Raw genomic sequence first — 15,629 nt, forward strand, 5'->3', positions numbered from 1 at the left:
GCCGACTGACGGTGGCATGTCGCCGACGTATTGCGATATATCGCGAGCGTACGACGCGTCGTGCCGGGGCACAAGGCGTTTCCGGGCGCTGCGGGGGAGCGGTCAGAAGATCTCGGGGAGCTCCGACGCCCGGCCCGCGAAGCGGGGAGCGCGCTTCTCCCGGAAGGCCGCCACCCCTTCCTTGCCGTCGCCGACCGAGGTGTGCCACATGGCCAGGGAGTCGGCGCGGTGCATCTCCAGCGGCGAGGCCGCCGACGTGCCGGCGTGCAGCAGCTGCTTGGCCAGCGCCAGCGCCACGGGGGAGCGCCCGACCACGAACGAGCGGGCCAGCTCGCGTGCCGCGGGAAGCAGCTCGTCGGGCTCGTGGACCGAGCGCACCAGCCGCCCCGCGTGCGCGGCCTCGGCGGTGAGGACCTCGGCGGAGTAGACCCACTCGAGTGCCTGCTGGAGGCCGACGATGCGGGGGAGGAAGTACGACGAGCAGGCCTCCGGCACGATGCCGAGCCGCCCGAAGACGAACCCGATGCGGGCCGTCGTCGAGGCGAGGCGCAGGTCCATGGCCAGCGTCATGGTGGCGCCGATGCCCACCGCCGCACCGTTGATCGCGGCGACGACCGGCTTGGGGCAGGCGTGGATCGCCAGCGCCACCTTGCCGCCGGTGTCGCGCACGCCGTCCTGCCACGGCTCCTCGGTGAGGTGGTCGCGGAGGTCCGCAGGGGTGGGGTGCAGCGTCTCGTCGAGGCCGAAGACGTTGCCCTCGGCGGACAGGTCCATGCCGGCGCAGAAGGCGCGTCCGGCGCCGGTGACGACCACGGCCCGGACGGCGTCGTCGGTGGCGGCGGCGCGGAAGAAGGCCTCGAGCTCGCGCGCCATCGTGACGGTGAACGAGTTGAGGGCCTCGGTCCGGTCGAGCGTGAGCGTGCAGACGCCGTCCTCGTCGAGCTCGACCGACAGCGTCTCGTACGACGTGCTCGACGCGGTCATCCGCGCGGCATTCCGCTGGGGGTGCACAGGTTCTGCGGGATGCTCGAGGTGTCGTCCTCGCGGATGTAGGAGAAGAGCTCCTCGGAGCGCTGCTCGTCCCACGTGACCGCGAGGTCCTGGATCGGGACGCCGCAGGTCAGGCCGGACTCGCCGTCCACCCGGGTCATGGCGAACGCGAACCGGCCCAGCGAGATCGGGCTGGTCCCGTCGCTGACCGAGAAGGAGTCCGAGGAGGCCATCGCCAGCTGGTAGTAGCGCAGCGGGTTGACGAACGTCCACGGCGACAGTGCCTCGTCGCCGATCGAGGAGACGACCTCGCGCTGAGCCCGGGCGCGGTCGATGTCGCCGAGCTCGGAGTAGGTCTTGCGCGAGCGGGCGTAGCCCAGGGCGGTCTTGCCGTCGGCCTCCTGGCAGCCCTTCGGGATGTCGAGGTTGGCGTCGGGGTCCTTCATCGCCGTCTGGGGGCAGATCTCGACGCCGCCGACCGCGTCCACCATGCCGACGAACCCACCGAACCCGATCTCGATGTAGTCGTCGATGCGGATGCCGGTCTCGTTCTCCAGCGTGCGGATGAGCAGCTGCGGGCCGCCGTAGGCGAAGGCGGCGTTGACCTTGGTGGTGCCGCGGCCGGGGATGTCCACGATCGAGTCGCGCGGGATGGACATCAGCAGGTTGGGTCCGTCGCCGGTGTGCAGCAGCATGATCGTGTCGGTGCGCTGGCCGACCTCGCCGCCGGTGCCGAGCTCGCGGCGCTCCTCCTCGGTGAGGTCGTCGCGGGAGTCCGAGCCCACGATCAGGTAGGTGTTGCCGCCCTGGTCGTCGGGCCGGCCGTCGTCGCCGGGCATGGCCTCGATCTTGTCGACCTTGCTCCACGCCCACAGGGGCACGGCGACCATGAAGACCAGCCACACCAGCACGAGCAGCTTGACGATGCCGAACCGGAAGCGGGGACGCCGGCGCTCGCGCTTCGGGCGCGGCGGGGGCGCGGTGGCGCCGCCGCGGGCGGGCCCGCCGGGCGGACGGCCATCACCGGACGACGTACGGGGCTGGGCGGGCATGACCCGCGTCTCGTCGGGGCGCTCACGACCGCTCGGGCGGCCCTGGGTGGGCACCATGCGCGTGGCGTCGGACGAGCCGGGAGGCGGGGAACCCTTGCCGCCCTTGCCGTAGAGCCAGTCGTACTCGGGCGTCCCTTCCTCGGGACCGCCCTTCCCGGGGGGACGTTCAGACATGCCCGAGACGCTACCGTGCCCGCATGAGTGCAGCCCCCACCGCGCGTCCGGTGTCCTTCTCGCGGGTCTCGCTCGCGATGGCCGCCACCTCGGTCCACGCCAACATCCTGGGCAACGTCCACGGCGGGGAGATCATGAAGCTCGCGGACTCGACCGCCGGTGCCGTCGCCTTCCGGCACAGCGACGGTCCGGCCGTGACCGCCGCGATGGACGAGATGACCTTCCTGCGCCCCGTGCACGTCGGCGACATCGTCCAGACCCGGTCCCAGGTCAACTGGGCCGGCCGCTCCTCGATGGAGATCGGCGTGCGGGTCGAGACCCAGCCGTGGGGCAACGCCGCCGACGACCCGGTGCACGTGGCCAGCGCCTACTTCGTGTTCGTCGCGATCGACGAGGACGGTGCCCCGCGTGCCGTCCCGGGGCTGGTCACCGAGACGGAGAGCGAGGTGCGTCGCGAGCGCGAGGCCCGCATCCGCCGGGCGCACCGGCTCGCCCGCAAGGCGGAGATCGACCAGGGGCGCGAGGCGTGACGACCCCGTGGGTGCCCGGTGAGGTGATCAGCCGCCGAGAGGTGCTGCACGGCCACCTGTGGCTCGAGCACCCCGTCACCGTCGTGGACGACGACGGCACGACCTTCGCGGTGCTGCTCGAGCCCGGCTCGCCGTTCACCTTCCACGATCACCCGTTCGGCCCGCACCCCTGGCGCGCCCACACGGCGTGGGGCGGCACGACCGTGCTCCAGGTCCACCGCGAGGGGGAGCGGTACGGCGCGTGGAAGTTCTTCGACGCGACGCCGACCGGCCCGGTGTTCCGCTACTGGTACCTCAACTTCGAGGCGCCGGTCGTGCGTGACGACGACGGCTACGACACCGACGACCACGGCCTCGACCTGATCGTGCACCCGGACGGCCGTCGGGAGTGGAAGGACGTCGAGCACCTGCACGTGCAGCGGGCGCAGGGCCGCATCGACCTCGACACGGTGGGCGCCGTGCTGGCGGCGGCCGACGCCGCGGTGGACCTGCTCGACGCCGACGACCGCTGGTGGTCGGCGTACGACGACTGGGTGCCCGCCTGACCCATCGCGTGCTCACGGCGCGTCGTACCCGGCTGTGACGGTTGGGACTGGTGATACTGGCCGGGCTGACTTCCCCCAGCAGAGAGGCACCCCATGCCGCCCGACAGCTCCAGCGGGTCGCACCCCGACGCTCCGCGCCTCAGCACCGAAGACCGGGCGCAGCGCGTCCGGTTCCGTCGCGCCGTGACCCTGATGGTGATGACCCTCGTCGTCCCCGGCTCGGCCCAGCTCATGGCGGGCAACCGTCGTATCGGCCGGATCGCCACACGCGTGTGGTTCGCCGTCGTCACGGTCACGCTGCTCAGCGCGCTCGTGGCCGTCTTCGCCCACTCCTTCGCGTTCTGGGTCGCCTCCAACACCCTGCTGCTCGGCCTGCTCCGCCTGGGCCTGATGGGCCTGGCCGTCGGCTGGGCCCTGCTCTTCATGGACGCCTGGCGGCTGGGGCAGCCGCTCGGTCTGCAGCGCCAGCAGCGCCTGGCCGTGGTCGGCGTCAACGGGCTGCTCTCGCTGGCCGTCGCCGGGTCGCTGCTGTTCGGCGCCCACATGGTCGGCGTGCAGCGCCAGTTCATGCTCACGATGTTCGGCGACGGAGCTGTCGTCGGCGCGCACGACGGGCGCTTCAACATCCTCCTGCTCGGCGGCGACTCCGGTGCCGGCCGCTGGGGCCTGCGGCCGGACTCGCTGACGGTCGCCAGCATCGACGCCCGCACCGGCAAGACGGTCCTGGTCGGGCTGCCGCGCAACATGGCCAACTTCCCCTTCGCCGAGGGCTCGCCGATGGCCGAGGAGTTCCCCCGGGGCTTCGACTGCGACGGCTGCTACCTCAACGGCGTGAGCACCTGGGCCCAGGACCACCCCGAGCTCTTCAAGGGCTCGGACGACCCGGGCGTCAACGCGACCGTCTCGGCCGTCGAGGGCATCACCGACCTCGACATCAACTACTACGCCATGGTCAACCTCGCCGGCTTCCGCAACCTCGTGGACGCCGTGGGCGGCGTCGAGCTGACCGTGCGCGACCGGATCCCGGTCGGCCTGCCGCACGACTCCTTCTTCCGCTGGATCGAGCCCGGCACCCGCACCCTCGACGGGATGGACACGCTGTGGTTCGCCCGGGCCCGGGAGGGGTCGGACGACTACTCCCGGATGGCGCGCCAGAAGTGCGTGATGAACGCGATGCTGCAGCAGGTGAGCCCGGAGACGGCGCTGCGCAACTTCGAGAAGATCGCCAAGGCATCCTCGGAGATGATCTCCACCAGCGTGCCGCGCGGCGAGGTGGGCCGGTTCGTCGACCTGGCGCTCAAGGCCCGCAGCCAGAAGATCGCCACGGTGTCCCTGGTGCCGCCCCGGATCAACACCGCCGACCCGGACGTCGAGCTGATCCACAGCCTCGTCGCCGACGCCATCGACCGGGCCGAGGGCGAGTCGCCCGCGCCCGCTCCCGCGCCGGCCGAGACCGAGGACACAGGGGAGCCCGCGACGAGCGAGGCGCCCGCCGAGGAAGCTCCCGCCCCCGCCGAGGCACCGGCCACCACCCCGGCGGCCCCGCCGGCCGCGCCGCCGTCGATGACCGGCGGGTCGTTGGGGACGCTCAAGGACGGGTACGTCGCCAACGACTCCGAGGACCTCGGGGCGGCCTGCTGACCGGGCCGTCCCCGGGGCGGGGTCCCACCGACCGCGCTCTAGGGTGTACGCCGTGACTGCCCCCCGTGATGGACGTGTCGTCGCGGTGGTCGTCACCTTCAACCGGCTGCCGCTGCTCCAGCGCCTCGTACGCCGCCTGGGCGAGGTGCCCGGCCTCGCCGAGGTCCTCGTGCTCGACAACGCGTCGGTCGACGGCACCGGTGCGTGGCTGGCCGGCCAGCAGACGACGGGGGAGACCCCGCTGCTGGCCCGGACCCTCGAGCACAACCGCGGCGGCGCCGGCGGCTTTCACGACGGGCTCGCCTGGGCGATCGACCGCGGCGCCGACCTGGTCTGGCTGATGGACGACGACGGCCTCCCCGAGCCCGACTGCCTCGCCACCCTCCTGGCCCACGGGGACGACTACGACTTCTGGGGACCGGTCGTCGTCGACGAGGACGACCCCGACCGCCTCGTGTTCCCGATCCGGCTGCCGGGCGGCGCCCGCGTGGTGGGCGACGTCGCCCAGGTGCGGGCGGCAGCCGGCGACGGAGTGCTGGCCGACGTGGTGATCCCCTTCAACGGCGTGCTGGTCACCAAGGAGCTGGTGGACCGCATCGGCCTGCCCCGCGAGGAATTCTTCATCTGGGGGGACGACGTGGAGTACCTGTGGCGGGCCCGCGAGGCCGGCGCCCGGGTGGCCACGGTCGCCGAGGCCCGGGTGCTGCACCCCAGCGTCGGCGAGCTCGGGACGCCGATGATGTGGGGGCGCACGACCTACAACCACAGCCCGAGCGACCTCAAGCACTACTGCATGGCGCGCAACAACCTGGTCAACCTCCGCGACTACCGCGGACCGCTGCACGCGCTGGCCTTCGTGGTCAAGACGGTGTGGTTCTACACGATCACCCGCCCCAGCCTCGCCCGGCTACGGCTCAGCGCGGGAGCGATGCGCGCCGGCCTGGCGGGGGAGTACGAGGGCCACGAGAGGTTCCTGCGATGACCGAGACCGTCGCCGTCGTGGTGGTCACCTACAACCGCGCCGACCTGCTGGTCGGGATGCTGGCCGGCCTGGCCGCCCAGACCCGGCGTCCGGACGTCGTCGTGGTCGTCGACAACGCCTCGACCGACCACACCCGCGACGTCCTCGAGGCCCACGCCGCCCGCCCCGACGCGCTCGTCCTCGACGTCGTCCACCAGGAGTCCAACACGGGCGGCGCCGGCGGCTTCCACACCGGCGTCCGCAGGGCGTACGAGGGCGGCTGGGACCGCATCTGGCTGATGGACGACGACGTCGTCCCGGCCCCCGACTGCCTGGCCACGCTGATGGCCACCGACGGGGACTGCCTGATGGCGGTGCGCGAGGACCTGTCCGGTGCGCTGTGCGAGAAGGCGGCGGTCCGCTTCGACATGGCCAACCCGCTGGCCGTCCGCCCCAAGACCGCCAGCGTCGACTCGACGTACGCGTCCCGGGAGGAGATGCCGGCGCTGGTCGAGGTGGAGAACGTCGCCTTCGAGGGCTACATGGTGCGCCGCCGCGTCGTCGACGCGATCGGCCTGCCCGACCCGACGTTCTTCATCTTCTACGACGACGTCGACTGGGCGCTGCGTGCCCGGCGCGCGGGCTTCACGATCTCGGCCGTCCGCGACGCGGTCCTGGTGCGCCAGCTCGACTTCAACCAGCAGCACGACCTGGCGGGCTGGAAGGGGTTCTACATGTACCGCAACCTGTTCGTCGTGCACTTCCGGTACGGCGAGAACGTGCTCGTCCGCCTCAAGCCGTGGATGATCGTCCTGGTCGTCGTCCTGGCCAGCCCGCTCCGCGGCGGCCGGGGCGAGGCCGCCAACGTGACCCGCGCCATCCGGGCCGCGCGAGGCATGCGACGCCTGCCCGAGGTGGCCGCCCCCGCTCGCTAGACTCAACTGGCCCTTCACGGGCGTCTGTCCACACTCAGGAGTTCTCCCTTGTCCCAGGGATCAATCGACCAGCCCGACCTCGTCGTCGTCGGCTCCGGCTTCTTCGGCCTCACCATCGCCGAGCGCTGCGCGTCCGAGCTCGACCTCAAGGTGCTCGTCCTCGAGCGTCGCTACCACCTCGGCGGCAACGCCTACAGCGAGATCGACGAGGAGACGGGGATCGAGGTGCACAAGTACGGCACCCACCTCTTCCACACGTCCAACAAGCGGGTCTGGGAGTACGTCAACCGGTTCACCGACTTCACGAGCTACCAGCACCGGGTCTTCGGCAAGTACCAGGGCCAGGTCTACTCGCTGCCGATGAACCTCGGGCTCATCAACCAGTTCTTCGGGAAGGCGCACACCCCCGACGAGGCGCGCGAGCTCATCAAGGAGCAGTCCAGCGAGATCGCCACCGAGGACGCCACCAACCTCGAGGAGAAGGCGATCAGCCTGATCGGGCGCCCCCTCTACGAGGCGTTCATCAAGGGCTACACCGCCAAGCAGTGGCAGACCGACCCCACCGAGCTGAGCGCGGACATCATCACCCGCCTCCCGGTGCGCTACACCTACGACAACCGCTACTTCAACGACACCTACGAGGGCCTCCCGGTCGACGGCTACGCCGCCTGGCTGACCCGGATGGCCGACCACCCCAACATCGAGGTGCGGGTCGACACCGACTGGTTCGACGTGCAGGACGACTACAAGGGCAAGGTCCCGGTCGTCTACACGGGCCCGGTGGACGAGTACTTCGACAACTGCGAGGGCCGGCTCTCGTGGCGGACCGTCGACCTCGAGCAGGAGACCGTCGACGTCGACGACTACCAGGGCACGGGCGTCGTCAACGCCAACGACCAGGACGTCCCGTGGACCCGGGTGCTGGAGTTCAAGCACCTCCACCCCGAGCGCACCTACCTGCCGGGCAAGTCGATCGTGGTCCACGAGTACAGCCGGTTCGCCGAGGACGACGACGAGCCCTACTACCCCATCAACACCGCCGAGGACCGCGCCAAGCTCCTCAAGTACCGCGACCTCGCCAAGAAGGAGCCGATGGTGCTCTTCGGCGGCCGCCTCGGCACCTACAAGTACCTCGACATGCACATGGCCATCGGGTCGGCGCTGTCGATGTTCGACAACAAGCTCAAGCCGCACTTCGCCGACGGAGAGCCGCTCACGAGCGGAGGAGTGGACGCATGACCAGCTCGACGACAGCCGCCACCATGACGGAGACCGCCAGCAGGGCCGCCACCGTGCGCCGCGTCCTGCAGCGCCAGATCCTGCCCATCGACGGTGACACCGACGTCTACCGCCTGTACGTCGACCCCGAGGCAGCCGTCCTCGACGCCGACAAGTACGAGGTCGGGTCCAACCGGTCTGCCCAGCAGCTCAACGCCGCGCAGATGCGCCAGTCCACCTCGACCGGCGTCTCGATCCACCCCGACCAGATCCTCGACCGCGAGGCGCTGCGCCTGCCGGCCGAGGACCGCATCTCGTTCGGCTCCTACTTCAACGCCTTCCCGGCCAGCTACTGGCGGCGGTGGACGATCGTCTCCGAGGTCACCTTGACCCTCACCCTCGAGGGACGCGGCGCCACGGTCACCGTCTACCGGTCGATGGCCAACGGTCGCTCGCAGCGTGTCGAGACGGTCACCACCGGCGACGAGTCGTCCTCGACGTTCGAGTTCGAGCTCTCGCTCAAGCCCTTCGTCGACGGCGGGTGGTACTGGTACGACGTCGTCGCCGGCGAGGAGGACGTCATCGTCCGCTCGGGCGAGTGGGCCGCCCAGGTGCCCGCCGACCGCGCCGAGCACGGCACCGTCGACATCTGCATCACCACGATGAACCGGCCGGACTTCGTGGCCAAGCTCGTCGGCCAGCTCGGCACCCCCGAGCTGCGGCCCTACCTCGACGAGGTCCTCGTCATGGAGCAGGGCACCCAGAAGATGGTCGACTCGGAGTTCTTCCCCGAGGCCGCCGCCACCCTGGGCGACACCCTGCGCGTCATCGAGCAGGGCAACCTCGGCGGCTCCGGCGGCTACGCCCGCGGGCAGCTCGAGTCGGTCCGCAAGGGCACGGCGACGTACGCGATGATGATGGACGACGACGTCATCTGCGAGCCCGAGGGCATCATCCGCTCGGTCACCTTCGGCGACCTCGCGCGCCGGCCCACCATCGTGGGCGGCCACATGTTCAGCATCTACGCCCGCACCCGGCTGCACAGCTTCGGCGAGATCATCACGCCGTGGCGGTTCTGGTGGCTCTCGGCTCCCGGCGTCTTCGGCGACTGGGACTTCGGCGCCCGCAACCTGCGCTCGACCCGCTGGCTGCACAAGCGCGTCGACGTGGACTTCAACGGGTGGTTCATGTGCCTCATCCCGCGCCGGGTGCTCGAGGAGATCGGGCTCAGCCTCCCGCTCTTCCTCAAGTGGGACGACTCCGAGTTCGGGCTGCGGGCCAAGGAGGCGGGCTACCCGACCGTGTCGCTCCCGGGTGCCGCGGTGTGGCACATCCCGTGGACCGACAAGAACGACGCGCTGGACTGGCAGGCCTACTTCCACCAGCGCAACCGCTTCGTGGCGGCACTGCTGCACTCGGTCTACGAGCGGGGCGGCCGGATGGTGCGCGAGAGCCTCAACCACCAGGTCGCGCACCTGGTGTCTATGCGCTACTCCACCGTCGAGCTGCGTCTCCAGGCCCTCGAGGACGTCCTGGAGGGCCCCTACGCCCTGCACGACAAGCTGCCGACGCGGCTCGCCGAGGTCAACGCGTTCCGCAAGCAGTTCAGCGACGCGCAGCTGCAGGCCGACCCGGACGCGTTCCCGTCCGTGCGGCGCCACAAGCCGCCGCGCAAGGGCAAGGACGACTCGGGGGTCCCCGGGCGCACGTCCCTGCTCGTGCGGGCGGCGACGATGCCGCTGCGCCAGCTCAAGTCGGTGCGTCCCACCTCGCGCAGCCACCCCGAGGCCGAGATCCCGGCCATGGACGCGCAGTGGTACCGCGTCGCCCGTTACGACTCGGCCGTCGTCTCGATGCCGGACGGCAGCTCCGCGGTGATGCTCCAGCGTGACCCGGAGAAGTTCCGGGACCTGATGAAGCGCACGATCGAGATCCACGCGCGGTTCCAGCGCGAGTGGCCCCGGCTGGCCGCGGAGTACCGCGCCGCCCTGGGCGACATCACCTCGCCGGAGGCGTGGGAGAAGACCTTCGCGCCCTGGACGACCGACCAGGACGACACCGAGCGCCCCGCGGGGTCGACGTCTGCATGAGTAGCACCGTGACGTCGGACACCTCGGGCTCGCGGCGACCCACCCGCGAGGAGCTCGAGGCGATGCCGCTCGCCCCACCCGCGGCCACCGGGCTCGCGGAGGTCGTGCGGCGCCGCTACCTGCTGCGGATGCTGGTGCGCAACACCATCCAGTCCCGCTACCAGGGGACGGTGCTCGGCTGGACGTGGAGCTACCTGCAGCCGGCGATCCGGTTCTGCCTGTTCTACTTCCTCTTCCAGGTGATGGTCGGCCGCGGCGGCAACATGGAGAACTTCGCCGTCCACCTCTTCGCCGGCATGGTGATCGTCCACTTCTTCACCGAGACGTTCAACGGCGGCACCCAGTCGCTGATCCAGAGCCGCGGGCTGATCACCAAGCTCCCCGTGCCCCGCGAGATGTTCCCCGTCTCGCGGATGCTCGTGGCGGCGTGGCACACCGTGCCGATGCTGGTGATCCTGGTCTTCGTCTGTCTCCTGCTGGGCTGGCTGCCCGACCCCGTCGGCATGGCCGCGGCGCTGCTGGGCTTCACCCTGACCGCCCTCCTCGGACTGGCGCTGGGGCTGGTGTTCAGCGTGGCCAACGTCTTCATGCGCGACTTCGGCAAGGTGGCGCAGACGCTCACCCAGTTCGTCACCTTCAGCGTGCCGATGATGTACCCCTACACGCTGGTGCAGGAGCGCTTCGGTGAGCCGATCGCGTCCTACTACCTCTACAACCCGATGGCCGAGGCCGTCCTGCTCATCCAGCGCGGCTTCTGGACGGGCACGACCAGCGACCCGACGTACACCGAGGCGCTGCACCTGCCCGACGCCCTCTTCACGCGCGGGGTCGTGATGACGCTCATCGCGCTGGTCCTCGTCGTGCTGGCGCAGCGGCTCTTCTCGCGCCTCGAGTCGCGGGTCCCGGAGCGCCTCTGATGACGACGATGATCAAGACCGAGAACGCCACCAAGTCGTTCACGATGTCCTACCACCGGTCCCTCAAGCAGATCGCCCTCGCCAAGGCGCGCGGCCGCAAGACCCACGAGACCTTCAACGCCGTCGACGACGTGAGCTTCACCGTGCAGGAGGGCGAGTCGGTGGGGCTGATGGGCCTCAACGGCTCCGGCAAGTCCACGCTGCTCAAGCTGGTCAGCGGCGTGATGCGTCCCGACTCCGGGTCGGTGCTGACCCGGGGTCGCATCGCCGGCCTGATCGCGACCGGAGCCGGATTCGACCCGCAGCTCACCGGGCGCGACAACCTCTACCTCAACGCGGCCATCCTGGGGATGTCGCGGGCCGAGACCGACCGCAAGTTCGACGAGATCGTCGACTTCGCCGACCTCGGCAAGTTCCTCGAGACCGAGGTCGCCTACTACAGCTCGGGCATGAAGGCCCGGCTCGGCTTCGCGGTCGCGATCAACGTCGACGCCGACATCTTCATCGCCGACGAGGCGCTGGCGGTGGGGGACCGGCCCTTCAAGCGCAAGTGCAAGAAGCGCATGGACGAGATCGTGAAGTCCGGCGTCACGATGTTCTACGTCTCGCACGCACCCGGCTCGGTGCGCAACCTCTGCAACCGCGTCCTGGTCCTCGACCACGGCAAGCTCGCCTTCGACGGCGACGTCGACGAGGGCATCGCGTTCCTGCACTACGACGACGACGAGGACGAGAAGGGCCGGCGCTCCGACGACGGCCTCGGCGCGGACATCTAGCCGCGCCACGCACTTACGCGCCGCCCGCCCGCTGCCCCGGCCGGCGGTCAGCCAGCCACAGATCGTCGCCCCCGGGAGGTGGCTGACCCACCGCCCGCGGGCGTGTCGCGGTGCGCGCCGCCTGGTGTGCGCCGCCGTACGCCGCCGGCGGCGCGCATGCCCGGATCGGGCGAAACCGGCCCGAGGAGCGCGCGAAAACTTGACAATCAGTGAAGTCGTCGGCGTGTCGACTGGAAATTACACGATTGTAGTTACTCACGAAACCTAGCGCACTCGTGTGACTGGTGTGAAAGTTGCTACCCGTGTGACCTTCCCCGCGCACTGGAGCAGCCACTTATGCGTCTCGTACAAGCCCGATTCATCACCGCCTGCCAGCAGCTGCTGGCGCTCGGTGTCGTCCTCGCGTTCCTCACCCCGGCCTCGGGGGTGATCTCCCTCGACATCGTCGGCCAGCAGCCCGGCACCGGCGGCCCGGCCACCATCTCCGGCGCGTTGCGCTCGGCCACGGTCCCGACCGCGGCCGTCGAGCCGGTGGTCACCGAGGTCCCTCTCACCACCCCGACCGGCAGCGCCCGGGCGCTGGCGGGCCGGACCGTGGTCGGCGGCTCGGTGACGAGCAGCCGTGTCACCAGCAAGCCGCAGGACGTGACGGGCTACGGCACCGTCGGCGTCACGTGGGCCCACGGCGAGGAGCTCGAGGAGGACCAGATCACCCTCCAGGTGCGCACCCGCGAGGGCGACACGTGGAGCGGCTGGTCGGACCTGGAGTACCACGACGACCACGCGCCCGACGCCGGCAGCCCCGACGCCGCGTCGAACCGTCCGGGCACCGACCCGCTCATCATCGGCGAGGTCGACGCGGTCCAGGTCAAGGCCAGCGCCGACGACGCGCTGCCCGAGGACCTCTCGGTCGCCCTCGTGGAGCCGGGTCGGGCCGAGGCCACCGAGACCGAGACGCCCTCGACCGGCGACACGTCGTACGACGAGGAGTTCGAGGAGCGCGGCGACGCGGCCGGTGACCAGGGCGACGACGGCACCGGGGAGATCGCGCTCCAGGCCGCCCGCAAGGCCGCCCAGCCGACCATCTTCAGCCGCGCCCAGTGGGGCGCCGACGAGTCCATCCGCAACAAGGGCTCACTGCGTTACGGCTCGATCAGCGCGGGCTTCGTCCACCACACGGTCAACGCCAACAACTACACCGAGGCACAGGTGCCGGGCATCATCCGCAGCATCTACGCCTACCACGTGAAGTCCCGCGGCTGGAGCGACATCGGCTACAACTTCCTCGTCGACCGGTTCGGCCGGATCTGGGAGGGCCGGTACGGCGGCATCGACAAGCCCGTCGTCGGCGCTCACACCCTGGGATACAACGACTATGCCTTCGCGATGTCGGCCATCGGCAACTTCGACACCGTCCAGCCGCCCGAGGTGATGCTGCAGGCCTACGGCGCGCTCTTCGCCTGGAAGCTCGGCCTGCACGGGGTCAACCCGGCCTCGATGTCCCAGCAGGTCGGCAAGAGCAAGTTCCCCGCCATCAACGGGCACCGGGACGCGGGCTCCACCGCCTGCCCCGGGCGCTACCTCTACGCCAAGCTCGCCAACATCCGGGCGTACGCCGCCGCCGGCTCCACGGCGCCCCCGCCGCCGCCTCCGGCCCCGACCACCGTGGAGATCAACGACCCGGCCCCGCAGTCCAACCTCGTGGGCGCGGCGTACCCCGACCTCGTGGTGCGCAGGGCCGGCGACGGGCGCGGCTTCATCGTGCCGACGGGTGGGCTCACCGCCTTCGCGAAGGCCGCCACGGTCTCGGCCAAGGGGTGGAGGTCCAAGCAGGACGTCCTCGTCACGCCCGACGTCACCGGCGACGGCGTGGTCGACCTGGTCTCCACCAGCAAGAAGGGCGTCCTCAAGGTCCGACCCGGCAAGGGCGGCGGCAAGTTCAAGGCGACCTCCAAGGTCGTCAGGTCCACTCAGGGCCACTCGCTGCTGACGGCGGTCGGGGACATCAACCAGGACGGCCGCAACGACCTCGTCGCCCGTCACAAGGGCAGGCTGGTGTCGCTGCTGGGCGCCCCCAAGGGCGGCTTCAAGCGCGTCGTGCTGGGAAAGGGCATGGGCAGCTACTCCCAGTTCGTCGGTGCCGGCGACCAGAACGGCGACGGCAAGGTCGACCTGCTGGCCCGCAACGGCAAGGGGCTGACCCTCCTCAAGGGCAAGGGCAACGGACGCTTCGGAGCCCGCAGCGCGGTGCCCGGCGCGTGGGGGGTCTACAACCGGCTCGCCAGCGGTGCCGACTTCAACGGCGACGGTCGCCTCGACCTGGTCGCGCGCCGCAGCAAGGGGGCGGTCTTCATCCTCCACTCACGCGGTGACGGCAGCTTCGGCACGCCGTTCGGCCCGGCCACCAACGTGCGCTCGCTGCGCTCGATGACCGGCGCGGGCAACCTCGTCGGCGACGCCGCGCCCGACCTCGTCGGGGTCAAGGACAACGCGCTGGTCGTCGTCCCCCACCGGGGCACGTTCGACCTCGGCGCGCCGATCGACACCGGGGTCTCCTTCGCCGGGGCCGACGGCCTGCTCAACGTCGGCGACTGGAACCGCGACGGGGCGGGGGACGTGGTCGCCCGCTACCCCGACGGCACGCTCGCCCTCCACACCGGCAACGGCGCCGGCCAGCTCAGCGGCCCCACCCCGCTCGGGTCGGGCTTCGCCGGGGTCAGCCTGACCCCCGCCGGGGACGTCACCGGAGACGGCTTCCCCGACCTGCTCGGCACCACGTCCAACGGCACGCTCTACGTCTACGCGGGCACCGGCAGCGGCATCGCCGCGGGTCAGCAGGTCGCGGGCCGGAAGGTCAGCCGCGCCGGTCTGCCGAGCGACCTGTCGCGCTTCGACTGGGTGGTCGCCGTGAGCGACATCCGGGCCAAGGGCAAGGGCGACTACATCGTCCGCCAGCGGGGGACCGGGGACGTCTACCTCTACACCGGCACGAGCGGCAAGGTCGCGGCGCCGCGCTACCTCGGCAACGGGATGGAGGGGTTCGACCTGATCGGTTGACCGCCCTCAGGCATCCGGGTGCCCGACCCGGTGGGTGGCTCGCTCCGCGGCGTACGTCGCGTCGAGACGCCCGGGGTCGGGGTGCCGGACGAGGACCAGCGAGCCGCCGCGCGCGAGCGGCTCGGTGAAGGTGGCGACTCCCGGTGGGGAAGCCGGATTCGCCATCGAGAAGAGACGGCCGCCGTCGGTGAGAAGACTCCCGGCGGCGGCCGCCTCCATGAGCCCGTCCTGGGTGACCGTGCCGTAGGCACCGTCACTCGCCGCGTCCTCGCCGGTCGGCGGGTCGTAGGGCGCGAACGCGTCGGGCTGGGACCAGATCTCCACCCCGACGTCGTGCACGCCCGCGGGGACGGGGGACGCGAAGCGGACTCCGAGCGGCAGCAGGCTGCACGCCAGGACGACGAGGTCGTCCGCCCGCGCGGCCCAGGCGTCGAGGGTGTCCGGGCCGCACACGACCGCGTCCGGGTCGTCGTCGGAGGTGACGACCAGACCGACCGTCCACGCGGCCCCGAGGAACACCGGCCCCAGCCAGTGCGCAGGCAGGTCGATGCGCAACCGCATGCCGCGCTCGAGGTCGCCCTCCTCCACGAGCAGGCTCGCGGCCTTGGCCACCCAGTTGGCGTACGTCGTGACCGAGAGCTCGACGCGCTCGCCGCTCGCGTGGTCGTACCAGGTCACGAGCGGGCGGCCCGGGTCGCGGGCCAGCTGGGCGCGCAGGACGGAGTCGAAGGTGGTCACCCCGC

At 71.0% G+C, this 15,629-nt stretch carries 13 protein-coding genes; 10 read left to right on the forward strand and 3 right to left on the reverse strand.

The genetic code is table 11. The annotated features are described in order from the left end of the window. Positions 1–102: 102 nt before the first annotated feature. Positions 103–984, reverse strand: coding sequence for a crotonase/enoyl-CoA hydratase family protein (locus DAI17_RS06860; protein ID WP_107772535.1), 882 nt, complete (start codon positions 982–984; stop codon positions 103–105). Further along, entirely contained in the window at positions 981–2,216 is a 1,236-nt protein-coding gene (locus DAI17_RS06865; protein ID WP_107772149.1) for an LCP family protein, read from the reverse strand. Before DAI17_RS06865 ends, DAI17_RS06860 begins: the two co-directional genes overlap by 4 nt. Before the next feature lie 23 nt (positions 2,217–2,239). Here DAI17_RS06865 and DAI17_RS06870 point away from each other — a divergent pair, with 23 nt between their 5' ends. From DAI17_RS06870 to DAI17_RS06915, 10 genes are all read left to right on the forward strand, one after another. After that, a complete protein-coding gene (locus DAI17_RS06870) occupies positions 2,240–2,746 on the forward strand; it encodes an acyl-CoA thioesterase (protein WP_107772150.1) in 507 nt (168 codons plus the stop codon). After that, on the forward strand, positions 2,743–3,291 hold the full coding sequence (locus DAI17_RS06875; RefSeq protein WP_107772151.1) for a DUF402 domain-containing protein: 549 nt from the start codon (positions 2,743–2,745) through the stop codon (positions 3,289–3,291). The genes DAI17_RS06870 and DAI17_RS06875 overlap by 4 nt, the downstream gene beginning before the upstream one ends. A 93-nt stretch (positions 3,292–3,384) precedes the next feature. Next, positions 3,385–4,932 carry an LCP family protein gene (locus DAI17_RS06880; protein WP_107772152.1) on the forward strand — a complete coding sequence of 516 codons (1,548 nt, stop codon included), beginning with the start codon at positions 3,385–3,387 and terminating at the stop codon, positions 4,930–4,932. Positions 4,933–4,984: 52 nt separating this feature from the next. Continuing rightward, entirely contained in the window at positions 4,985–5,914 is a 930-nt protein-coding gene (locus tag DAI17_RS06885; RefSeq protein WP_107772536.1) for a glycosyltransferase family 2 protein, read from the forward strand. Next, the gene (locus DAI17_RS06890) at positions 5,911–6,828 is read left to right on the forward strand and encodes a glycosyltransferase (RefSeq protein WP_107772153.1); all 918 of its coding nucleotides are present in this window, start codon (positions 5,911–5,913) and stop codon (positions 6,826–6,828) included. The genes DAI17_RS06885 and DAI17_RS06890 overlap by 4 nt, the downstream gene beginning before the upstream one ends. Positions 6,829–6,876: 48 nt before the next feature. Next, entirely contained in the window at positions 6,877–8,067 is a 1,191-nt protein-coding gene (glf, locus tag DAI17_RS06895; RefSeq protein WP_234412306.1) for a UDP-galactopyranose mutase, read from the forward strand. After that, entirely contained in the window at positions 8,064–10,136 is a 2,073-nt protein-coding gene (locus tag DAI17_RS06900) for a glycosyltransferase (RefSeq protein WP_107772155.1), read from the forward strand. The genes glf and DAI17_RS06900 overlap by 4 nt, the downstream gene beginning before the upstream one ends. Next, positions 10,133–11,053, forward strand: coding sequence for an ABC transporter permease (locus DAI17_RS06905; protein WP_234412308.1), 921 nt, complete (start codon positions 10,133–10,135; stop codon positions 11,051–11,053). Before DAI17_RS06900 ends, DAI17_RS06905 begins: the two co-directional genes overlap by 4 nt. A gap of 8 nt (positions 11,054–11,061) precedes the next feature. Continuing rightward, positions 11,062–11,829 (forward strand): ABC transporter ATP-binding protein, encoded by a 768-nt coding sequence (locus DAI17_RS06910; protein ID WP_234412309.1) that lies wholly within the window; start codon positions 11,062–11,064, stop codon positions 11,827–11,829. 336 nt (positions 11,830–12,165) lie between these two features. Further along, positions 12,166–14,886, forward strand: a complete 2,721-nt coding sequence (locus DAI17_RS06915; RefSeq protein WP_107772157.1) for an FG-GAP-like repeat-containing protein — start codon at positions 12,166–12,168, stop codon at positions 14,884–14,886. Between the two features lie 6 nt (positions 14,887–14,892). On the opposite strand, the gene DAI17_RS06920 is transcribed toward DAI17_RS06915, so the two are convergent. After that, positions 14,893–15,624: a TIGR03089 family protein gene (locus DAI17_RS06920; protein WP_234412311.1), complete on the reverse strand. Its 732-nt coding sequence runs from the start codon at positions 15,622–15,624 to the stop codon at positions 14,893–14,895. Between the last annotated feature and the right edge of the window lie 5 nt (positions 15,625–15,629).

It is taken from the genome of Nocardioides sediminis (assembly GCF_003047295.1).
Taxonomy (GTDB): Bacteria; Actinomycetota; Actinomycetes; order Propionibacteriales; family Nocardioidaceae; genus Nocardioides; species Nocardioides sediminis.